The sequence below is a fragment of the Mesorhizobium sp. P2_B5 genome (assembly GCF_056404775.1).
The window spans coordinates 827,928-850,093 of sequence record NZ_JBFUDJ010000002.1; the positions used below are offsets into that span (position 1 = coordinate 827,928).

At 61.8% G+C, this 22,166-nt stretch carries 20 protein-coding genes, 1 pseudogene and 1 riboswitch; of the genes and pseudogenes, 3 read left to right on the forward strand and 18 right to left on the reverse strand.

The window, feature by feature from the left end:
• Positions 1–121: 121 nt before the first annotated feature.
• Both AC1D1N_RS10440 and AC1D1N_RS10445 read left to right on the forward strand, forming a co-directional pair.
• Complete coding sequence (locus tag AC1D1N_RS10440) at positions 122–1,564, forward strand: LuxR C-terminal-related transcriptional regulator (protein ID WP_477348355.1); 1,443 nt, start codon at positions 122–124, stop codon at positions 1,562–1,564.
• Between the two features lie 500 nt (positions 1,565–2,064).
• Positions 2,065–4,950 carry an ATP-binding protein gene (locus AC1D1N_RS10445; RefSeq protein WP_477348357.1) on the forward strand — a complete coding sequence of 962 codons (2,886 nt, stop codon included), beginning with the start codon at positions 2,065–2,067 and terminating at the stop codon, positions 4,948–4,950.
• Between the two features lie 50 nt (positions 4,951–5,000).
• On the opposite strand, the gene AC1D1N_RS10450 is transcribed toward AC1D1N_RS10445, so the two are convergent.
• Positions 5,001–5,576: a cupin domain-containing protein gene (locus AC1D1N_RS10450; protein WP_112563006.1), complete on the reverse strand. Its 576-nt coding sequence runs from the start codon at positions 5,574–5,576 to the stop codon at positions 5,001–5,003.
• 256 nt (positions 5,577–5,832) lie between these two features.
• On the opposite strand from AC1D1N_RS10450, the gene AC1D1N_RS10455 reads away from it, so the two are divergent.
• Positions 5,833–6,837 (forward strand): alpha/beta fold hydrolase, encoded by a 1,005-nt coding sequence (locus tag AC1D1N_RS10455; RefSeq protein WP_477348863.1) that lies wholly within the window; start codon positions 5,833–5,835, stop codon positions 6,835–6,837.
• 280 nt (positions 6,838–7,117) lie between these two features.
• Here AC1D1N_RS10455 and AC1D1N_RS10460 read toward each other — a convergent pair.
• From AC1D1N_RS10460 to AC1D1N_RS10540, 17 genes and pseudogenes are all read right to left on the reverse strand, one after another.
• Positions 7,118–7,321, reverse strand: a pseudogene (locus AC1D1N_RS10460) (thioredoxin reductase); the annotation flags it as partial.
• 380 nt (positions 7,322–7,701) lie between these two features.
• On the reverse strand, positions 7,702–8,007 hold the full coding sequence (locus tag AC1D1N_RS10465) for a putative quinol monooxygenase (protein ID WP_112563013.1): 306 nt from the start codon (positions 8,005–8,007) through the stop codon (positions 7,702–7,704).
• Positions 8,008–8,026: 19 nt separating this feature from the next.
• Entirely contained in the window at positions 8,027–8,782 is a 756-nt protein-coding gene (locus AC1D1N_RS10470) for an alpha/beta fold hydrolase (RefSeq protein ID WP_477348359.1), read from the reverse strand.
• Positions 8,783–8,842: 60 nt separating this feature from the next.
• Positions 8,843–9,634, reverse strand: coding sequence for a DJ-1/PfpI family protein (locus AC1D1N_RS10475; RefSeq protein ID WP_477348361.1), 792 nt, complete (start codon positions 9,632–9,634; stop codon positions 8,843–8,845).
• A 488-nt stretch (positions 9,635–10,122) separates the two neighbouring features.
• Positions 10,123–10,713: a HupE/UreJ family protein gene (locus AC1D1N_RS10480; protein ID WP_477348363.1), complete on the reverse strand. Its 591-nt coding sequence runs from the start codon at positions 10,711–10,713 to the stop codon at positions 10,123–10,125.
• A gap of 38 nt (positions 10,714–10,751) precedes the next feature.
• Positions 10,752–11,276 (reverse strand): hypothetical protein, encoded by a 525-nt coding sequence (locus AC1D1N_RS10485; RefSeq protein ID WP_352558237.1) that lies wholly within the window; start codon positions 11,274–11,276, stop codon positions 10,752–10,754.
• A 2-nt stretch (positions 11,277–11,278) separates the two neighbouring features.
• A complete protein-coding gene (locus tag AC1D1N_RS10490) occupies positions 11,279–12,487 on the reverse strand; it encodes an agmatinase family protein (RefSeq protein ID WP_112559951.1) in 1,209 nt (402 codons plus the stop codon).
• A 1-nt stretch (position 12,488) separates the two neighbouring features.
• Positions 12,489–13,310, reverse strand: a complete 822-nt coding sequence (locus AC1D1N_RS10495; RefSeq protein ID WP_477339664.1) for an ATP-binding cassette domain-containing protein — start codon at positions 13,308–13,310, stop codon at positions 12,489–12,491.
• The gene (locus tag AC1D1N_RS10500) at positions 13,307–14,119 is read right to left on the reverse strand and encodes an ABC transporter permease (RefSeq protein WP_352583480.1); all 813 of its coding nucleotides are present in this window, start codon (positions 14,117–14,119) and stop codon (positions 13,307–13,309) included. Before AC1D1N_RS10500 ends, AC1D1N_RS10495 begins: the two co-directional genes overlap by 4 nt.
• A gap of 108 nt (positions 14,120–14,227) precedes the next feature.
• Positions 14,228–15,292 carry a putative urea ABC transporter substrate-binding protein gene (locus tag AC1D1N_RS10505; RefSeq protein WP_477348366.1) on the reverse strand — a complete coding sequence of 355 codons (1,065 nt, stop codon included), beginning with the start codon at positions 15,290–15,292 and terminating at the stop codon, positions 14,228–14,230.
• Positions 15,293–15,392: 100 nt separating this feature from the next.
• A riboswitch (guanidine-I (ykkC/yxkD leader) is annotated at positions 15,393–15,508 on the reverse strand.
• Positions 15,509–16,327: 819 nt separating this feature from the next.
• The gene (locus tag AC1D1N_RS10510; protein WP_477348368.1) at positions 16,328–16,759 is read right to left on the reverse strand and encodes an aminotransferase class III-fold pyridoxal phosphate-dependent enzyme; all 432 of its coding nucleotides are present in this window, start codon (positions 16,757–16,759) and stop codon (positions 16,328–16,330) included.
• A 163-nt stretch (positions 16,760–16,922) separates the two neighbouring features.
• Entirely contained in the window at positions 16,923–17,342 is a 420-nt protein-coding gene (locus AC1D1N_RS10515) for an Ohr family peroxiredoxin (protein WP_477348370.1), read from the reverse strand.
• 56 nt (positions 17,343–17,398) lie between these two features.
• Positions 17,399–18,433 carry an alpha/beta fold hydrolase gene (locus AC1D1N_RS10520; RefSeq protein ID WP_477348372.1) on the reverse strand — a complete coding sequence of 345 codons (1,035 nt, stop codon included), beginning with the start codon at positions 18,431–18,433 and terminating at the stop codon, positions 17,399–17,401.
• Positions 18,434–18,461: 28 nt separating this feature from the next.
• The gene (locus tag AC1D1N_RS10525) at positions 18,462–19,580 is read right to left on the reverse strand and encodes a redoxin domain-containing protein (protein WP_112563037.1); all 1,119 of its coding nucleotides are present in this window, start codon (positions 19,578–19,580) and stop codon (positions 18,462–18,464) included.
• Positions 19,581–19,653: 73 nt separating this feature from the next.
• Positions 19,654–20,316, reverse strand: a complete 663-nt coding sequence (locus tag AC1D1N_RS10530; RefSeq protein WP_477348865.1) for a VOC family protein — start codon at positions 20,314–20,316, stop codon at positions 19,654–19,656.
• A 61-nt stretch (positions 20,317–20,377) separates the two neighbouring features.
• The gene (locus AC1D1N_RS10535; RefSeq protein WP_477348374.1) at positions 20,378–21,658 is read right to left on the reverse strand and encodes an epoxide hydrolase family protein; all 1,281 of its coding nucleotides are present in this window, start codon (positions 21,656–21,658) and stop codon (positions 20,378–20,380) included.
• Complete coding sequence (locus tag AC1D1N_RS10540) at positions 21,655–22,083, reverse strand: DUF6130 family protein (RefSeq protein ID WP_477348375.1); 429 nt, start codon at positions 22,081–22,083, stop codon at positions 21,655–21,657. Before AC1D1N_RS10540 ends, AC1D1N_RS10535 begins: the two co-directional genes overlap by 4 nt.
• Positions 22,084–22,166: the final 83 nt, after the last annotated feature.

Sequence of the window (22,166 nt, forward strand, 5' to 3'; positions counted from 1 at the left end):
GACCCGTCGGATGGAATCGTGCAAATGCAGTGTTTTCGATGTCGCATCTGTAGTATTTTCACCCTGATGCAAGGTCATCGGGTTCTGGCCACAGGTCGGCAGCGGAAGGGAAATAGGAACGATGCTTCGCGCTGTAGACAATCCTCTCGCCGGCCTGTCTGATCGGGAGTTGGTGGTCGCGGCAAAGTTCGCGGAGGGAATGACTTATCGCGAAATCGGCGAAACACTCTTCATAGCGCCTACCACCGTTCGAACCCATCTTTCGGCCATTTATCGGAAGCTCGATGTTCGCAGCAAGGTGGCGCTTGTTGGGTTACTTGCCGATCACCTCCAGCAGGACCGCAGCCAGGCACCACCCGGAAGCCTTTCGACCGACGAGTCGGGTCCACCGGTCCTCGCAGTTCTCCCGTTCGACAATCTAAGCGGAGAAGAACGCTGGACTCGTATCGCGGACGGTTTGTCGGCGGACCTCATAGTTGATCTCGCCCGCTACCGGGACCTTGCGGTGATCGCCCGCCAAACAATGCTTTCTTACAAGGGACGGCGTGTTGACGTGCGAGCCCTCGGACGAGAGTTGAATGCCGACTACGTGATCGAGGGAAGTTTTCAAGTGGACGGGCAGCGGGTGCGCATCCGCGTCCAACTCGTCGACGCCCACACAGGGGTCGATGTTTGGACGGTGCGTTACGATCGTTCCGCGAACAACCTGTTTGCGATGCTGGACAGCGTGACCGAAAACGTCATCAATGTCCTTGCAACTTGCCACGGTCAGCTCGCCAATCTGCGACGCGATGCGGCTCGTCGGAAGCCTCCAGCAAGTTTGCAGGCCTATGACTGCTATCTGCTTGGGCTTGAGCAGAAGCACCTTTTCACCCGTGAGTCGAACAAGGAGGCGATACGGCTTCTGGCGCGTGCGATCGAACTCGACCCGGGTCTAGCAAGAGCTTGGACCGCGCTGGCACTTGCGCACGCTGTGGATGCTATCAACGGGTTTACCGACAACGTTTCCGGCTCGATCGAGAGCTGGAGCAAATGTGTCAAGCAAGCGCTGGCGCTCGATCCGGCCGACTTTTACGCCCGCATAATGCTTGCTGATCTTCGAGCATTGCAGGGTGATGTCGAAGCTGCTGTCGAAGAACATGACCGAGTTTTGGCGGCTGCTCCAAATGACGCTGACTCACTTGCCTTTCTTGCGGGTAGCCTTGCTCTTGTTGGTAGCGACCCGAAGCGGGGATACGAACTGGCCAAGCGAGCGGTCCGGCTAAATCCTCATGTTCCCTGGTATTATGGAATGCTTGCGCGATGCAGCTACGTTCTAGGCCTTTATCGGGAATCGCTGGTCGCGCTACGTCAATCTGCACCAGATTCGCCCGCCACACTTCTGTTTCTGGCAATGACTCATGCGATGCTCAATGAAACGCCTCAGGTCGCCAAGATCAATTCGCGACTGAAGTACGAGTTCCCGGACTTCACACCCGAAGTGTTTATCAGCACCTATCCGGTTACCAATCCTGTCGCAATTGCTGCGATCAGAGAAGGCGCCCGTCGTGCGGGTTTGGCGTAGCTTCATTCCTGGTCAACACTGGACGCGTGGTAGCTCGCTCGGGCCTAGGTCCTATATTCGTTGCCACAAGCGGCGAATGTCCGCTGTGGCGCCACTACGACCTACAGCATGGCCATCCACGACGTCTGCTTCTGGGCGGAGACGAGTTCACCTTTATGGCCGACTTGAGGCGCATTTCAGACTGGTGGCTCTGGGGCTGAAAGCCGAATGGCAGCTTCTGGGGAGTGGCACCAAAGCTGACGTATCGTGCCGCGTCTGAATGCATACTGGGTTGAGCACCTCCTGTCGACGATGGGTGGCGCACGACGACCTGACTGAGAAGGATCATCTGGCGGGGTTCAGAGCCTGCCTCGGTCCTTCAGCAATGCGCGCATGCAGCAGCATCGGAAGTTCCAGGCCGAAGCTCCTTTCTCTTTCCGTAGGCTGGCAACTGCGCGATACTCAGATTGTAGCCGCGAAGGAGTTCCAAGGGGAGGATAGGAGTTCCGAGGGGGAAGATTGTGACCGACGACAACTTAGCCGAACGGGCTCCAACGTCTTTCTCGTTCGGGCCATTCACGCTTGTTCCAAATCGCCAGTTGCTCCTGCAGGGCGAAGTCCCGGTTCGGATTGGCGGCCGCGCGCTTGACATCCTGACGGCACTCGTCGAGCGGCCCGGCGAACTGATCAGCAAGCGCGAATTGATGGTGCGCGCTTGGCCGAGCATCAACGTCGATGACAGTAATCTCAAGGTCAACATGGCCGCCTTGAGACGAATTCTAGGCAACGGGCCAGGCGCGGCAGAGTACATTGCGACGGTCACGGGGCGAGGTTATCGGTTCATTGCCCCCGTTCAACCCAAGGGACCGTTCTTCTATCAGTCAGCCTCCTGGACAACGCCCCGCAGCAACAATTTGCCGATCGCGTCAACAAGGATCTTCGGTCGAAGAGATGCGATCGATACTATCCGACAGGATCTAGATAAATCGCGGCTTGTGTCGATTGTCGGCGCCGGCGGCATCGGGAAGACGACTGTAGCACTCGCTGCCGCCGAACACGCGCTCGGGTCATTCAAGGATGGCGTCTGGCTTGTCGATCTTGCGCTGCTGAGAGACCCGACGCTTGCGGCCAACGCAATAGCGACAGCGATAGGCTTGGCCGTGCACTCCGCGGACGCGCTCGCCGCGTTGCGTGAGCATCTGCGCGACCGCGAGATGCTGATCGTGCTCGACAGTTGCGAGCATATCATCGAGGCGGCAGCCCAGTGTGCGGACCTGATCCTGGCGGGCGCGGCGGGCGTTAAGATCCTCGTCACCAGCAGAGAGCCACTTCGCGTCAAGGGAGAGCGCGTGCGCCGGCTGCCGGGGCTAGGCACTCCCGCGCCCTCGGCTCAGCCGGGCGCCGTGGAAGCGCTCACCTACCCCGCCATCCAGCTCTTCGTCGAGCGAGCCACAGAGAGTTTGGAGCAGTTCGAACTCACCGATTCTGACGCGCCGAAGGCAGCCGAACTGTGCCGGCGGCTCGACGGGCTCGCGCTGGCGATCGAGCTGGCCGCGGCGCGCGTCAATCCCTTCGGGGTCGGCGGCCTGCTACGGCAGCTCGACGACCGCTTCCGCCTGCTGGTGGGGCGTCGAGCGGGGCCGGCACGGCACCGCACGCTGATGGAGACATTGGACTGGAGCTACAGCCTGCTGACGGAGCGCGAGGCAGCGCTCTTGCGCGCCGTTTCCGTCTTCGCCGGCGTCTTCGGCGTTGATGATGCTTCGGCGATTTCGGACATGGCTCCCGCCGATGCGGCGGACGCGCTGGCGGAGCTGGCTGCGAAATCGCTGCTTGCGACCGACCTCAATGCCGACGGCCCTGCCTACCGGCTTCTCGAGACCATGCGCGCCTATAGCCTTGAGCACCTGCGCGCCAGCGGCGAGGATCCGGCCGTGCGGCAGCGTCACGCGGAACATGTGCTTCAGTTGCTCGAGAGGGGCACGGACGAGTGGACGCAGCGCCCGGCCGGCGAATGGGGGACCACCTACGGCCGTTTAATAGACGATTTGCGCGGCGCGCTCGTCTGGGCCGGGCAGGACACTGCCAATCGGCAGCTTCGCATCCGGCTGACGGTCGCGGGACTTCTGCTGTGGAACCATCTCTCGCTAACCGAAGAATGTCGTATCCACGTCTCGCAGGCAGTCGATGAGCTCGACTCGGCCGGGCTCGCGGGGACGTCCCTCGAGATGCAGCTCAAGGTCTGGCTCGGCGGCGCGACGATGTTTACGAAGGGTCTCCTGCCCTCGGCGATTGACGCCATGCGACGGGCCCTGGAGATCGCAGTCGAGATCGGCGACATCGATTGTCACGTCCGCTGCCTCAGGCTGATCGGCGTGTTCCAGCTGTTCAATGGCGAGAACGACGCAGCAATCCGCACGCTGGAGGAATTCGCCTCGATCGCAGCAGCGGAAGTCCCCTCCGCGGTGCTCGAGGCGGAAGTCGCGCTCGGTATCGGCGAGCTCTTCGTCGGTCGCCTCCAGGACGTCCGCGGACGCTTCGAGCGCCGCCACGAGCTCAACATGCGGGACATCAACGACTCGCAGCGCCTGCGCCACCATGTGCGATATTTGTCCGACAGGATAGTCGATGTGACGAACCTGCTGTCGCACGCCCAGTGGCTGACTGGTTCGCCCGACACCGCGCTGACCACCGCGCGCGCGACCGTTGACTACGCGCTGGGGACCAGGCATCACCTCTCGCTCGGCAATGCACTGTCCTGGGTCTGCCCGGTTTTCTACTGGACCGGACGGCATGAGGAGTGCGCCCGCTATGTCGCAATGCTCGACGACCAGGCGAACCGGCACGGCTTCGACGTCCGCCGTCCGGTTGCCATGTTCTATCGCGCGGCACTGAGATGTGCGCAGGAAGACGCGTCGGCGGACGAAATCGAGCATGTCGAGCGGGCGATCGAGGAATTCCACGCTACCGGGCACCTTGCCCGGTTGGCCTATTATCTTGGCGTGCTGGCCGAGCTGCAGGCAAGACAGGGTCGTCTCGGCGAAGCCGGGATCACGATCGGAGCCGCGCTCGATCGGGCCAACGCGAAGAACGACCGATGGTGCGCGCCCGAACTCCTACGGGTCCACGCCGCGATTCTCAGCGCCGAGGGCAAGACCGACGACGCGCAGGCAGCTCTCCTCACCTCGATGGAACTCGCTTTTGAGACTGGTGCGCTGTCATGGCGGCTGCGTGCGGCCAGCGATCTCGCGCGGCTCTGGCGCGTGGCATCGAGGCCGCAGGACGCGCGCAACATGCTGCTGCCCGTATTCAGTGAGTTTACGGAAGGGGCCGACACGCGCGATCTTCAGGTCGCCGCCGGCCTTCTTGCCTCGCTCGCACGCCCAAGGGACGGCGAGGCCGCGTAGAGTTCTCCAGCTTGGGGCACCTCGCCCACGCATTCAGACAGCATGTACGCTCATCGCCGCGCGAGTGCTGCGGCGATCGATGGCTCGTACTGGCCGTCAATTTGGATGAACAACATGCGGCAAAGCTTTCCCGAGCGGTTCGCCCAAGCGTGGTTGGTGCCGCGCTGGATCACAACGCTGCCGGGCTTCAGCGGCACCTCGGAATCATCGAGCACCAGCGTCATCTCGCCCTCGACGACGATGCCGTAGTCGACCGCCTCGCTGCGATGCATCATTGGGTGGGGCGAATCGGACTTTCTGGTCAGCCCCTTGGCGTCGTTGACCTCTTCGAACAACTCCTTCATTTGTGACTCGCTATCCGCCAGGTACTCCTCGTCTGGCGGCATGTCGACGAAGCGAATGCGGGTGCCGTGCGCCGGCGGCTGATGCATCAGCGGTCCGGTGGTTGGGTCTGGGCTATTGTCGACCGGTGCCGGCGTGCCGCGAGTCTCCCAAACCTCATGGAAGATCATCCCTGGAATCGAAGCCAGGTCAACGACGGTGGGCAGCGGGCCATTGCTTACCACAATAGACTTGCCATCGGGATCGTGTCCGGTGACGACGCGGTGGATAGGAGGAAAGGACATTGAAATCTCCCCGAGGATTGCGAAGCGGTAGGATCCAAGCACGGCAGCACGACACCCCAACGACGCGCTCGTCACTGACTTAGTGCCGCAAGACCAATTTACCGGATCTTACCAGTCCTAACACCCGACCGGACCATGAAAGCATAAGATGTAAGCCGTCGCTCTCTTTGGCGAGAAAGCAACGAAAGAAGTCTTGAGCAAGGGAAAAGTGATGGTGCTGCGCTCGAACACGACCCGGATTGAGACAGGGAACGCCATGAAAGCCCATGATATCACCGGTGAGTTGCCTGTGATCGACCGTCGGGGATTGCTCCTGGGACTTTCGACGCTGGCAGCCGTAGTCCCCGCGACGCAGGCCGTATCCGCCCAGTCGTCCGATCCGCTCGCTGCGTCTCCCGTTCCCGTGACACACCACCGGACGAAGGATGTCGACGGCGTCAAGATATTCTATCGCGAAGCAGGGGCGGCGGGCGCGCCCGCAGTGCTACTGTTGCACGGCTTCCCGACCTCGTCGCACATGTTCCGCAACCTGATCCCCGCGCTTGCCGACCGCTATCATGTGATCGCGCCGGATTATCCGGGCTATGGCCAAAGCGACATGCCGGAGCGGGCGACGTTCGCCTACACATTCGACCGCTTCGGCGAACTGGTCGCTGGCCTGCTCGATCAGCTCGGCGTCGAACGCTACGCCATGTATGTCATGGACTACGGGGCGCCGGTGGGCTGGCGTCTGGTGCTCGCGCATCCGGAGCGGGTCACAGCTCTCATAGTCCAGAATGGCAATGCCTATGAGGAAGGACTCAAGGAGTTCTGGGATCCGATCAAGGCCTATTGGTCCGATCACTCGGATGCCCACCGCCAAGCGCTCTATGTGCTTGTCTCTCCCGAGATTACGAAGTTCCAATACACCGACGGGGTGGCCGACGTTAGCCGCATCGCGCCCGACAACTGGGTGCATGATCAGGCGCTACTAGACCGGCCTGGCAACGCCGAAATCCAGATGGACCTCTTCTACGACTACCGGACCAACCTGCTGCTCTATCCCGCCGTGCAAGCTTATTTCCGGGAGCATCAGCCCCCGACGTTGGTCGTCTGGGGCAAGAACGACAAGATCTTTCCGGCCGATGGCGCCTATCCCTACAAGCGCGACCTGCCTGAGATAGAATTCCACCTCCTGGATACCGGCCATTTCGCCCTTGAAGACAAGGCCGACGAGATGGTGCCATTGATCCGCGGCTTCCTGGCGCGCAAGGTCGGATAGCCGAGACGAGCATCGGTCATGCAGTCGTCAAGTCGCGATTCTGACGCCCGCTTCGTCACTGATCGCCAATCCATGAGCAACCCGTGCGGCTCCCCCACATACCGGCATCCTACTTCGGAGTAGTCCCCGGCCTGGCGATATGCTCCGCGTGGCGACATTCGAACGACATCGGGTACCTCCCTCGCAAATACCAGTCGGTGCGCTTTCGCCAGAAATTCATGAATGGCGGCGACGACCTGAGCGCCTTCGCCGACGGCAGACGCCACGCGCTTGACGGAACCGGCGCGGCCTCGATGCGCTCGATCAGATATTTCGACATCGAGGCGGCGAGGCTGGCGCCGCGGACGATCAGCCAGACCTTCTCGACCTGGCCGGCGAGATAGACCGCCGCCTGGCCGGCGGAGTTGCCGGCGCCCACCAGCGCGATCTCCTGGCCCTCGCAAAGACGCGCCTCGATCGGCGAGGCCCAATAATGCACCGATCGCGCGCTCGCCCGGGACAGCCTGAGCGCCGCGTTCGATCGTGCAAGCGGCAGGGAGAATACTGGGCGCAGCCGGAATTGCTGCGCGTGCGCGGCCTTTTTCAGCGACTGGACGGCGATCTGGCCGGCGCCTCGGAAACCTTGATGCTTGCGGCTGAGACAGTGCGGGAAAGCGGTGCTCTTCTTCCGGCTGCGCCTCGACGTCGCTGGCGGAACTGTGGGCCGAAACCAACCGGCAGGTGGCGGCAGCCGAACTGCTCTCGCCGGTCTGTGCCAAATTCGATGACGCGCTGCCTTGCGCAAGCGCCGCGCGGGCCCGTCAGTTGCTGGAGGTCCTCGCGCGGCAAGATAAAGCCGCGCGCACTGGCGTAGCCTGAACTTACCTATCCGTTCTTATTCGCAACTAGCGCGGGGTCGAGGACAAAGGCGTTCCTCTCCGCGAGGTCGCCAATTTTCGACAGGTAGTCCTTGAAATGCGGCGTCTCCCGATGCGCCGCGACCGCGGCGTTGTCGACGTACAATTCGTCCAGCACGTAACGTTCGGCCTTCGCCTGGTCCCGCCAGACATCCCACCGCAGATTGCCTGGTTCCAGCCGGCAATGGGGCGCCATCCCGAACAACAGCGCCTCGAGCTCTGAGGCCTTGCCCGACCTGGCGAGCAAGGTTGCCATGATCTTGATGTGAGACATGGTCTGCTCCTACCGTACGCTATTTCGCGGTTGCCGCACTCTCGATGAAAGCAGCAACCTCCTTCGGATGCGACAGCATCACCGCATGGCTGCTGTCGATCTCGACGGTCGTGGCGCCAGCCCGCTTGGCGAAGGCCCGCTGGAATGTCGGCGGTATCATCATGTCTTTTTTGGTGACCATGAAGTGCGAGGGCTTCGTCTTCCACGCGACCTTGTTGATCGGAGTCTGCACCGCTTCCAAGCCCCACGGAACCTGGGCGACGGCCATGAAGCCGGTCACCGCCGGATCAACATCTGCTGCGAAAGCGGTCGGAAATCTTGAGGGATCGACCAGCAGGTAGCCATCTTTCGGCGGCAGCAGGGGCGCTCCCAACTCTCCCGCAGGCACGGGTTGCTCAGCAAGCGATGCGACCGATTCCTTGGCGTCGGGCGCAAAGGCGGCAAGGTAGACCAGGCTCTGCACCTTCGGATTATCGCCTGCCTCGGTGATCACCATCCCGCCATAGGAATGGCCCACGAGGACGACCGACTTGCTTGCTGCAACGATCACACGATTGGTGGCTGCAACGTCGCCGCTAAGGCTGATCGTCGGGTTCTGCACGACCAGCACCTCGTACCCGTCGCCGGTCAGGATGTCGAACACTGCTTGCCAGCCGGAGCCGTCGACGAACGCGCCATGCACCAGGACGATCGAGACGGGCTTGTCGGCGGCAGCAGAGGCGGCTGAAGATGCGATAATCATGGCAGCGAGAAATCCCCAAATTGATCGTTTCATAGTCGTCTCCATCAGTTTCTGGCGTCTGGGCGGCCGAAGCGGCGCGCCTGCCTGTTAAGCTCACGTGCGATTCCGGTTCAGCGCAGCGATCAGGGCGGCGGCGATCGGATGGTCTGAGCGCGGATTCTGGCCCGTGATCAGCTCACGGTCCTCGATCACATAGGGCTCGAAATCTGGGCCGACGGTCGTTTTAGCGCCTGCCAGGTCTAAGGATTCTGGCATGTGGAAATAGAGCTTGCCGTGGAGGATGTTGTCCTCGATGGGTTTTTCCTCGCTGGCCGAATAGACCGTCATCCTGTAGCCGGCATATTGCCATCCCTTCGCAAGTTCGGCTGCCTTGGCGCGATCGCCCTGAATCAGCGCCTCGCGAAATTCCTTCGCCCGAGGCAAGGCGGCGATCGAGACGATCGGGCCGTGGCAGAGCAGCGCGGTAGGCTTTCCGGCCGCATGGAAATGCCGAAGTATCTCGCCCGCGTCGGGATCTTGCATCAGATCGACGACCGGCCCTTGGCCTCCCGGGGCGAACACACCCGCATAGTTGTCCAGTCCCTCCTCGACCACCGATCGCAAGGTGCGGCCCTGGTTCGTCGACGGATCGTTGGCGAAGAAATCCTTGCCACGCCGATACGCCGCCTCATCGCCACCGAAATGCTGGACCGCATCGGACGCCGGGTCGATGTATGGCTTGGCGCCCGAGGGAGTGGCGAGCAAAACTTCATAACCTGCCCCGACAAGCGCCATCATCGGCACCACTGTTTCATTGAGATATTGTCCTGTCGGTCCCGTGCCGCCTCCCTGAATTTCGATACGTGTGGCATTCGAGCCCAGCACCACCACCTTTCCCTTGCTCATGAAAGCCTCCGGATGTTTCGCGGTGGATGGCGGACCGAAGCCGGCCATCCGGGAACTGCGGATACGATATCGCGGCGACGGCAGGACGGCTGGTTAAAAGAGGTAAAAACCAGAGCGGGTCGTGATGGCAGGGATCGGCCCGGCGGCGTTACGCGAATGCCTCGGTTTTCCGGATCGGATAGGGCCCCAGTAAAATAACCGTTGCCGCGCCACCGATCAGCAGCAGCGCACAGGCTTCGAGGATTCCCGAATAGGTGCCGTGCTGTCGAACGCGTAACCGAACAGGCGGCCGAGCCGGCGTGGAATTCCTATACGCCCGCATGTCGCCAATCCATGTCCTCAATCACTATACGACGATAGTCAAAGTCGCTCGGCGCGGGCCTTCACCATTTGATATAGCATGTCGCGAAGGCGACGAAGCCCTATTAGCCACTTCTGTCTCATCACGTTTTCGTCCTGTTGAAAGCAACTTGCTTCGCAGACTTGATTCAGATGAACTGCGCGGCCGTGGCCACCCCGACCAGCGAAGTGGCGAGACCGGCGGTGCGGATGGCCCCCGGCCAACCGGCGAATTTGGTGGCGGACAACACGCCCACCGCATGCAGGATCGAGGTGGCGAGGACGAAACCGACGGCATAAGCGAGGCCACTGTCGCTTTCGGCAATCTCAAGGCCATGGGCGTTTCCATGGAACAATCCGAACAAGGTCGTCAGCGACATGGCGACGGCCAGCGGCAAAGGCTTCGCCAGCCCGACCATCGCCCCGAACACCACGAGCGACAGTGCGATGCCGGTTTCAAGGGAGGGCAAGCCGATGCCGGCGACTCCGAACAGAGCTCCGACGACCATAGCGGAGACGAAGAGCAACGGAACGAGAAGAACGGCGCGCCCGCCGGTTCTCGCGGCGATCATGCCGACAGCCACCATCGCGAGCAGATGGTCGATGCCGAACAGAGGATGCTCGACGCCGGCCAGGAAGCCATGGACGTGATAGCCGCCCGGATGGGCGAACGCCAGCGAGGGCCTCAAGACGGCTAAGGCCGAAAGGATAGTCATGCCAAGTCTTTGGAGCGTTTTCATGGTTGGGTCTGTCCGATGAATGAGGTTGGCGAATGAGTTCAATGTCCGGGAACGGCGAATTGCGAGGCAGCGGAACGGTCGGCAAGGGCGCGCGCCGCGGCGAAGCCGAGATGTTTTTGCTGGGTGCCATCGTGATAGATGAAAGCAAGGCGGCGGCGGTGCGATGTCAGGCGCGCCGGCAACGGATGATAGGCGACGCCAGTACCGCCGACGAGCGGCATGACCGCGCCGACATCGACCAGGTCCTCGGTCTCGACGCGCAGCAAATGAAGCCTCACGCCGTCCTCCATTTGACCAACAAAAGGTATGCCGGCGAGACGCAGAAAGCTGGATGGGTCCGGTGCTCGCGCAAATCCTTCCAGGAAGGCCGTTTCAACAAGATCGAGATCGACCGACGCGGGATCGACAGGCGACTCCTGGGCCTGGTCAGGTGGCAGATGCGGCGTCTGCCATTGCAGCGGCTTGCCAGCGGGTCCGTTGTGGCCAAGCGTGTGATGATCGTTCGGCCCATGGTGATGGTGGCCGTCGCGATGGCCATGAGAATGGTCATGATCGTCGTGCATGGTCAGAAACTCACCGGTTTGTCGATGATGGATTTATGCTTGCCGAGATTACCGTGGGCGACCATCGAACCGAGCGCCTCGACGACGACGCGCACACCGAACAGCGCAGTGATGTCCGACGTGTCGTAGGGCGGCGATACCTCGACCACTTCCAGCCCGCAGATGCCCGGCGCCGTCACCAGTCCGAGAAGCTTGAGCGCCTCGCGCGGCAGGAAACCGCCAGGCTCTGGCCATCCCGTGCCGGGCACGAAACCGCAATCAAGGCTGTCGACGTCGAAAGAGATGTAGACGGCATCGGTGTCCTTCCAGGCGAGTTCGAGAGCGACTTCCGCCGCCTTCTCAAGCCCCATCTGCTCAATATCCGAAATGGTGAGCACGTTAGTGCCCCGCTTCCTCGCCTCGGCGACGCCGTAGCGGGGAACCTGCCAGCCGCCGATGCCGAGTTGCACGAGATTGGTTGCCGAGACATTCGGCAGGTTGGTCGCCCAATACCAGGGCGTGGTGTGCATGCGCTCGTCGAGATCCTTTTCCTGGATGTCGATATGCCGATCGAAATGGATGATACCGATGCGCTTCGAGGTGACGTCGGCGATGCCGCGCACACAGGGGAAGCCGATCGAATGGTCGCCACCCAGCATGATCGGCAGCGCGCCCGACGAGGCGACATGGCTGACGCCCTTGGTGATCTGGTCAAAACTCTTTTCGAGGTTAGCCGGAATGGTGAAGACGTCGCCGGCGTCGCAAAGCGTCATCTGTTCGCGCAGATCGACGCCGAGTTCGTAGTTGTAAGGCGTGTAGAGCGCCGAGATACGGCGGATGCCTTGCGGACCGAAACGGGTTCCCGGGCGGTAGGTGGTGCCGCTGTCAAAGGGAATGCCAATGACGGCCGCATCATATTTGCCGACATCGCGGACGTTTTCGACATAGGGCGCCTTCAGAAAGGTGTTGATGCCGGCGAAATGCGGCAGTTCGCCGCGCGCGAATGTCGGGATCGACTTGTCGATGATCGAGTCCGATCCGGGCAGGCCCATGTCGAGCGCCCATTGCTGCTCCTTGCGCCAGCCGCTTTCCGGCAGCTTCCCCTCGGCCTCGATCGACTTCCAGCCCTGCGTGCCGCGGGCATCAAAATCAGGATGGTGCAAACGCCGCGACGGCTCTCGGGCGACCACGCCCGCCCGGCGGTGGCTGCGTTCGGGGATATTTCCAAACATTCTAAGATCTCCCTTGCGACGCCGTCGTCGCCATTGCTGCATCCGGCCGGGCCGTCCCGACCATCGCGGCCACCTTGGCCACGTCTCGTGAGGAAGCCCGGTTCTTGCGGTCGAGCTTCAGATCGTAGGTGATCGTCGCGCCGTAGGCCGACGGGAACTGCGGGTCGTGGCGCACCTTGTCGAAGACCAGCACGCGGGTGCCGAGCTTGAAGGCCTCGCCGATGTCGTGGGTGACCATCACCACCGTCATGCCATGCTCGGTCCAGAGCTCGGTCAGCAGCTCGTGCATCTCGACGCGGATGCCGGGATCGAGCGCACCGAACGGCTCGTCGAGAAGCAGGATCTGCGGACGGCCGAGCAGGGTCTGCGCAATCGCAAGCCGCTGCTGCATACCCCCAGAGAGCGATGCCGGATAAAGGTCGCGCGCATGGGCAAGGCCAACCCGTTCCAGCATGGCCTCGGCCTCTTGCCTGGCGCTTCTGCGCCTGACACCGAAGACGCGGCCAAACGGCCCGCCCGAGCGAAAGTCTTCAACCAGCAGCAGATTCTGAATGGCGGTCAGATGCGGAAACACCGAATAGCGCTGAAAGACGATGCCGCGCTGCGGTGTCGGCTCGGGCACAATCGGGCTGTCGCCGACGATGACCACGCCCCCGCTTTGCTGTTCCTGACCGAGCAGGATGCGCAGGAACGTCGATTTTCCGCAGCCGCTGGCGCCGACCAGTGACAGGAATTCGCCGGCCTCGGCCGTAACGTTGACCCGCTCGAGCACCCGGGCATCGCCATAGCTCTTCTCCAGCCCATGGACGACGATGCGGCTCATTTGGCCTCCACCGGATGAGCCCAGGGAGACAACGCCCGGGACAGTCGCACCAGAAGCCAGTCGGTGATGACGGCAAGCAGCGTAATCCAGGCGACGTAGGGCAGGATGACGTCCATCGACAGATAGCGGCGGACGAGGAAGATGCGGTAGCCCAGTCCTTCTGTCGAGGCGATGGCTTCGGCGGCGATCAGGAACAGCCAGGCTGGTCCGAGTGCCAGCCGCACGCAGGTGATGAGCCGTGGCATGACCTGCGGCAGCACGAGCCTTAGAACCATGGTCCAGCTGTTGCCGCCGAGTGTCTGCGCCTTGGCGATCAGTTCCGGCGGCAACTCCATCACCCGGTTGGCGATGTCGCGCACCATCACCGGCGCCACGCCGATGGCGATCAGCGTGATCTTGGCCGTTTCGCCGAGGCCGAGCGCAATGAACAGGATCGGCAGGAGCGCCAATGGTGGGATGACGCAGACGACGGTGACGAAGGGTAGCAGGAAGGCCCGCACTCGCGGAATGAAGCCGATGGCGATGCCGAGCGAAAGGGCGACCAGCGTGGCGGCGGCCACCCCCGCGAACAGCCTGACGAGACTAGCATAGGTATCGACCCACAGGATGAGATCGCCGGAGCGTTTGTCCGGAACCGTGGCAAGGTCCAGGAAAGCTGACCACATCTGTGCTGGCGAGGGCAACAGCTTGTCGGCAGGGTTGGCGTCCAGCCTTTTGCCCGACGCGATCAGATAGGCGCCCGCTGCGACCAGAAATGGCAAAGCGCCGAGAAACAAGGCGCCACCTCGGGAGACCCTTGCGTTGATCATGCGAAGGCGCACCTTCGGCCATGGCTGGGGAGGGCGCGTACCCTCCCCGCCCGCCTCGGAGACTGCATTCATGATGCCAATGCCCCTGGCTAGCATGTCATGCCTATGTCAGGGCGTGGCGGTTGCAACCTCAGCCATGAAGGCTGGATCGAAACGCAGCTTGACGTTTTTGGCGTCGCCCAGCGTGGATCCGTCGGGAAAACTCATGCCGACCACATCGACACTCACCGCGTTTGTGCCGAGGATGCCGTGGCTGAACAGAAAGTTGCGGACAAGATCCATCGTCTTCGGCAGTTCGGCGCCCTTGGTGAATTCGACAGCCTTGGCGGGATCGAAGAACATCGCCGTCGAGGCAAGCTGCGCGTCGAAGCCAGCGAGGTCAGTGCCGGACGCCTTGGCCATCTCCTCCTTGGCTGCTTGGCCTTCCGGCGTGCCCGAGGTCATCAGACGCATCGCTTCGTACCATGCGCCAACAAGCGCCTTGCCCAGCGCGGGGTTGTCCTTCAGCGTCTCGGTGTTGACGACCATCATGTCGATGATCTCACCGGGAATCTGCGACGAATCGAACACCTTGTGAGCACCCGGCATGGCGACGATCTCGGAAACCAGCGGGTTCCAGGTGACGACGGAGGTGACGTCGCTGGTGCCATAGGCGGCAACCATGTCGGCATCCGAGGTGTTGACGACGGTGATGTCCTTCTCGGTGAGCTTGACCGTGTCCAGCGCCCGCGCCAGCAGATAATGCGAGACCGAGAGTTCGACGAGATTGACCTTCTGGCCGGCAATGTCGGTGAGTGCAGCTTTGTCCTTGAGGATGACGGCGTCGTTGCCATTGGAGAAGTCGCCGATGATCATGGCTGTGCTGTCGACGCCGCCGCCCGCAGGGATCGACAGCGCGTCCATGTTGGTCATCGCACAGCCGTCGAAGCCGCCGGCTGTGTACTGGTTGATGCTCTCGACATAGTCGTTGATGCGGGTGACCTCGACATTGATGCCGTATTTGTCCGCCCATTTCTTCATGATGCCGCTTTCGGCAAGATAGCCCCACGGCATCCAGCCGACATAGATCGACCAGCATATCTTGAAATCTTTCTTGGGCGCCGCGCCGGCAGCGGAAACGATAGGAACGCTGAGTGTTGCGGCTAGGATGATTGCGGCCAGCTTGCGAAGCATTGCGTACCCCTGTTCGCGATCCGGATTGCGTCCGGACTTTATGTTGGGGTTTACAGAGCGCGCATCCGGGAGTGGTTCGCGCCAGCAAACCCGTGCAGGGTTCTCCCGGGATTTTGGCCCGCCGTGTTCCGCCGGATGCCTCAATGCATCCTGGGCGGTCGCATCTCTTGGACCAGCACCGCTCTAACCGCAGTCGGAACCCTAGACGCTCTGCACCTAAAACAACATGCAAGGTATGTGCCAGGTTCGAATGGCATGGTTTGCACGACATATTCGCGTGCGCCGCCCCTCGACCCACCGCGCCGATGATAAAAAATTCATCGCGGCGCCCGAAGATTGGGCAACCTTGATCGCACACCAACCGATGACAGTCCTGATCTTCCGAATCCCCGTACCTAAGACCTAGATCGCCCACTCGCTAGGGATGAGTCCCCGGCTGCGTATTATGCGACTTTGCCGCACGTAGAAGACAGGATATCGCTGATGCAATGATCGATCGCCACGGAGAGCGGCATTTCGCGCCAGCTGGCTAGCCGTCGCGGCATTCTCGACCAATCGCTCAAACCATCCCCGTTTGCACGTCGTTGCCGCCGATGACCGCACGGATCGCTGAGCGACCTTTCGACGCCAGAATTTCTGTATTAGGTGTGACGTGTGTTTTGGATGAAAGGAGAGTTGTAGGAAAAAAAGCCCAAATGTTTTCTTTCGAACGACGTACGTTTAGCCGAGATAAACGAATTCACCCGTGAAGGCTTTCGTGTAAGCCTTTGATATTCTTGATTCTGGTGGGCCCGGAGGATGTTTTTGAAACGACGCTAAATCAAGTAGTTAGGGACCAGTGGGACCGCGTGGCTTTCATATCTTTGCCAATATTTTTCAATGTTTTTGTCCCACCACGGCGCTAGATTCCACCCGATCAAAAGCCTCGCCGGCATTGGACAATGGCCGGAAACTCGCCCGCTGGTATACGAACTGGCCAGCAACCTTGATGAGCGCTCGCTCCATGGACGCAAGGAAGAGGTCGACATGTTCGGCCTAGCAAACGAGCGGCGGCCGCACTTTCAGTGAATCCTCGTTGGCCCCTGTCGTACTGATCAGGACACCGTCGTCCCGCATTGCGTTCACCACATCCAGCGCCACGGCACGCCGCCCTGCCGCGGCTGTGCCCTCTGACCCCATATCGACGCCAAAGAAGAGACCGGCGTTGCGGATTGCACGGATTCCGGGCTGCTGCTTCGCGAGTTTCTCCAGCCCAGCCCGGAGACGCTGGCCCATGGCAAGCGCATTCTGGAGTATCTGGTCACGCTGCAGGATCGTCAGCACCGCGTCAGCCGTCGCGATACCAATCGTATTTCCGGCGAATGTATTCGAGTACCGCGCGGTGTTGCCAAATCGATCCATCGGTACCCTGCGACCAACGACGGTGCCAATCGGAAACCCATTGCCCATCGGCTTGCCGAGGCGCATTTCAGACTGGCGGCTCTGGGGCCGCGAGCGGAAGGGCAGCTTCGAGTCCGCGGATATCGAAAGCGGACATTCACGTCGATGTGGGCATGATCATGATCTGACCCCGAACAGACTGGGAGCGAGGTGCCAAAAGCTTCAACGCCGAAGAGCGATGTAGGTCAAATCAGACGATCCTCATTATGACATCGATGTTGCCCCGTGTCGCTTTGGAGTAAGGACAAATCTCGCGCGCTTCATCCACCAGAATTTGTACCACATCGCGCTCCAGACTCGGCACGGCAATATCCAGTTGGACGCTAAGAAAGTGGCCGTTTTCTCCGTAGTTCAGATTCACCTCGGCCTCGATTCTCATCCCTGCAGGCAGCGCGATTTTTCGTTCGTGGGCCGCAGACGCGATTGCGCTTGCGAAGCTGGCCGACCAGCCGGCCGCGAGCAACTGCTCCGGATTGGTGCCGATGCGCGCCGATCCAGGCGTCGATAGCCAGATGTCCAGAAGGCCGTCGGAACTGCGCGAGGCGCCATTTTCGCGGCTGCCCGTGGTTGCGGTCCTGGCCGTATAGACAACCCTTGCGATGTGGCTCATGGACATTCTTTTGCTGGTAGCGGTAACCGCCGCTTGGGCGGTGGCCGCGAACTCGATCAGGCGTCGACTTCGACAACGGCATCGGCAAAGGCCTGCGGCGCTTCCTGGGGCAGGTTGTGCCCGATGCCGCCAGTGACGACCCGATGCGCGTATCTGGCCGGGAACATGGCGGCATACACGCTGGCGTCCGGATGCGGTGCGCCATTGGCGTCGCCTTCGAGGGTGATCGTCGGCACGCCGATGACCGGTGCCTGCGCCAGTCGCTCCTCGAACGTGTCGTATTGCTGCTCGCCGGCGGCGAGTCCGAGCCGCCAGCGATAATTGTGAACCACAATGGCCACGTGATCGGGATTGTCGAAGGCTGCGGCGCTGCGCTCGAATGTGGCATCGTCGAAATTCCACTGCGGCGACGCGAGTTGCCAGATCAGCCTGGCGAAATCCCGCGTGTATTTCTCGTAGCCGGCGCGGCCGCGATCGGTGGCGAAGTAATATTGATACCACCATTGCAGCTCGGCCTTGGGTGGCAGCGGCAGCTTGCCGGCTTGCTGGTTGCCGATGAGGTAGCCGCTCACCGAGACCATCGCCTTGCAGCGTTCAGGCCATAGTGCGGCAATGATGTTCGCGGTGCGGGCGCCCCAGTCGCAGCCGCCAATCGTCGCCTTTTCGATGCCCAGTGCGTTCATCAGGGCGACAATGTCCGCGGCAATCGCAGACTGCTGACCGTTGCGCATCGTGTCATCCGACAGGAATCGGGTCGTGCCGTATCCGCGCAGGTAGGGAACAATCACGCGGTGGCCTTTCGCTGCCAGCAGAGGGGCGACATCGGCATAGGTGTGGATGTCATACGGCCAGCCATGTAGCAGGATGACGGGCGGGCCATCGGTCGGTCCAAGTTCCGCATAGCCGACGCTCAGCACGCCGGCCTCGATCCGCTTCAAGGGCCCAAAGGACGCCGCAGGCTCTCCAGTCGTCTGTTGCGCTTGCGCCGGGCCGATCAGGCCGAACTGAGTGGCGGCGACAGCCATCGCGGCGGCGCCAAGGAACCGACGGCGATCTTGGTCGATCTCATCCGGGATATTGAGCGAATGCATTTGGGAACCTCTATCCTTGCGCGCGCGATCAGCCGAACGTGAATGCAAAGACCTCCACGCCTGAGTCGAGAAACTCGATCTCGAACTGCCGATCGACGATGGGTTTCGATTGTCGGATCAGTTGGTATAGGCGCTGCTCTGTCACTGCGCCTTCGCCCTTTTCATTTGCGTCGATGCCGTGAGCCGTGCCTGGCGGCTGTCCGTCGATCAGCACGCGAAATCTCACAGACGTTCCCGGCGCTGCCGGACCCATGACCAGATGAAGGTCGCGCGCGTGAAAACGGTACGCGATGCCGCCATCGGACTTGTTCAGTACGGCGGTTTCTTTCCTTACCGTCCAACTGCCAGACAGCCCCCATTCATTCAGGTGTAATCGCGCCGGCACATCGTAGATGTGCGGCGCGTCCAAGACCGCTCCACCGCCGGAGGCAAAATTCTGGGTGCGTTCGTAGCCGAGATAATTTTCCGGAGACTTGAGGGTCTCCCAATCGGCCGCGGCTTCGATGCCGCGGGCATCCACCGACACAGGCTCACGGTCGAATCCGCCGGCGCCAGCCTCAGTCAGCAATTCCTGGATGACCATTTCCGACTGTTGGTATGAGCCCTCGCCAAAGTGGTGATACCGGACGCGTCCCCGCGAATCGACGAAATAGAGTGCCGGCCAGTACTGGTTGTTGAAAGCCCGCCATATGAGATGGTCGTTGTCGACGGCGATCGGGTAATCGATCCCCAGGTCTTTCACCGCCCGGCGCACGTTGTTCAGGTCTTTTTCGAACGCGAACTCCGGCGCGTGGATTCCGATAACCACCAAACCATGCTTCCGGTATTTCTCGTCCCAGGTCTGAACGTAGGGAAGCGTGCGTAGCCAGTTGATGCAGGTGTAGGTCCAGAAATCGATGAGGACGACCTTGCCATGCAAAGCCGACGCCGTCAGCGGCGGCGAATTTATCCACTCGTTCGCCACGCCAAGCGAAGCAAGCTCGGATTGCCCCTCAAACTGGTCGGAGGAAAGTCCGTGAAGAAACGGAACCCTCATCGGTGCGGAGGCTATCGGCTGAGCCACATTCGTGTCTCCCAGAAAACTGGTAATCGGAGCCCCGATTGCCATTGCGAGCGCCACGGCGACGAGCAGCTTGGTTGCTTTCATCGACGACGCCTTTTTCAGTTTCGATCGATATCGCCGCGCAGACGGTTCTGCGGCGCGCTACGCGCTGAATCGTTCAAAGCGGAAGCTCTTTGCCGGCCTGCTCAGCCACCATGTATTCCGCGTACCAGTCCGGCCAGTTCTCATCGCGCTGGCCGCCGTTGCGCTTCTCGTGCTCGCCGTGGGCCTCCGACGCGCGTCGCAGCGCGGCAGCAAGATCCGCTCCGGAAGCGTAGGTCGTGGTGCTGGAGTCGATCCGGCCGGGAAAGCGGGTGGTGATTTCCTGCAGCAGCCATTCGTTGCCGTCCGGGTCCTTGAACGTCGCGAACGAGGAGTAGCTGCGCCGCTCGGGATCGCGCCCCTTGACCGTCGGCTTGCCGGGACCTGTGCGGTGAAACGCCTCGTTAACCTCGGCGCCGTGGCCAATGAGCTCGGCGCGCGCCGCCTCGATGTCCGACACGACAAGATAAAGTCCGCTTGCCGAGCCGGGCGCCGACTTCGTGATCCCCTTGCCGAAGTGGATCGAGGCAGGCGAGCCCGGAGGTGTGAACTGCACACCCCGGAACGTATCGCCGACGACGAAATCGCCGTCGAGCCGCCAACCCAGGCCGCTATAAAAGCTCTTGGCGCGATCGACGTCCGAGACGGGGATGACCACGACCTCGAGCTTCATGTCGAGCGCCTGCTTTTTTCGGGTCCCCGTCGCAGTTTCGCGCTTTTCGTCACGGGGCGTTTTCATGGTTTGAGACATTTGTCGTTCCTTTCTAGTGAGGTCGTTATTTGGTTTGCTAGTGAGGTCGTTATTTGGTTTGCCGCAGCGGCCTGAAGGCAGCGCGCAACTCGGCGGAGAAGAGTTCCGGCTGCTCCCACGCGGCGAAGTGGCCGCCTTTGTCGACCTCATGGAAGTAGATCAGGTTGGGATAGGCGCGCCGGGCCCACGTCTCGGGGGCCTGATAGCCTTCCCCCGGAAAGACCGTGATGGCGACCGGCACCGAGATTTCGTTGGTCTTCTCCGGGTCGGCAAAAACGGGACTGCGCCCGCCGCCGTACTCCCAGTAAATGCGCCCCGACGAGGTGGCGGTGTTCGTCAGCCAGTACAGAGTTATGTCGTCCAGCACCTCGTCCGGCGACTTTTCAGGGTCGCTTTTGTCGTAGGTCCAGCCCGAAAAGCCCGGATGCCCGAGCATCCAGGCGGCCAGCCCTGCGGGGGAGTCATTGATGGCGTAACCGATCGTCTGGGGCCGGGTGCCCATCATCGTGGCGTAGGATCTGTTCCCCATCTTGGCGGCCATGCTGAGCGCATCGAACGCCGCGCGCTCCTTGTCCATGAGCCTCGCCGGCGCCGGTCCGCCGGCGGCGAGCACCGCGGCAATCTCTGGGGGTACGACAGCCGGCAGGTTGACATGAATGCCGAGCAGGCCTGCCGGGGCCAGACGTCCTATTGCATTCGACACGGGAGAGCCCCAGTCGCCGCCCTGGGCGACATACTCTGTGTAGCCAAGGCGCTTCATCAGCTCTGCCCAGGCTCGTGCAATGCGGTCTGTATCCCAGCCAGTATCTGTGGGTTTGCCGGAGAAGCCGAAACCCGGCAACGACGGCAGTACGAGGTCGAACGCGTCTTCCGGCCCACCGCCATGCGCCGTGGGATCGGTGAGCGGGCCTACGGTCTTGAGCAGCTCCAGCACCGAGCCGGGCCAGCCATGCGTCATGATCAGCGGCAGGGCATGGGGATGTTTCGAGCGAACGTGGATGAAGTAAATGTCCACGCCGTCGATCGTGGTCATGAACTGAGGCAGGGAATTCAGCTTCGCTTCCGCTGTCCGCCAGTCGTAGGCCGTGCCCCAATACTCGACGAGCGGCCTGATCTTCGCGAGCTGTATGCCCTGCGACTGGTCATCGACCGTCTCCCGGTCGGGCCACCGTGTCTGCGCAATGCGACTGCGAAGATCATCGAGCGGCGCTTGCGGCACATGGACTTTGAAGGGCCGGATCGAGCGATCCTCAACCGGGTTGGCGGAGGCGGGCGCGGAAAGGATGCAAAGCCCGAATGCCAGCACGGCCGCCAGTTGGTCGAGCCTCATAGCTGCACCTTCTTGTCCGGAGTGTGGAACGTCACCGTTTGTTTGGTGAAGACTTTGCCTTCGGGATCCACCACCTCGATCAGCACCTTGTGCTGGCCGCTTGGCATGCCCACCAGGATGATGGTGTTGCTCTGACCGTAGTCCGCCCACGCCCAAGGCAGGTCGTCGATGGTGACATGCAGATGCCCGACCCGCGGAGATACGTTGCGCGCGGCCGCCCCGCCCACAGGCAGGATGCGCAAGTTCTCCACCCGGTACGGGATGAACACGACGCCGCCGGCCAGCGGCCCCGGAAGCGGCGGCTCCACGATCAGCTTGGGTGCGGGCTCGTTGTCGATGGGAATGACGGTGCTCTGGGCAAAAGCGCCCGTGGCGAGCACGGTGCAAGCCGCGAGTGCGGCGAGCGTCTTGATGAGGGGGTTCATTGCAGTCGCTCCCTTCGGAGGTTCGCTACGCAGCTGCCGCTGGGCGGAAGATGACGCGCGTCCGGCGCGCCATCCCCCGGCAA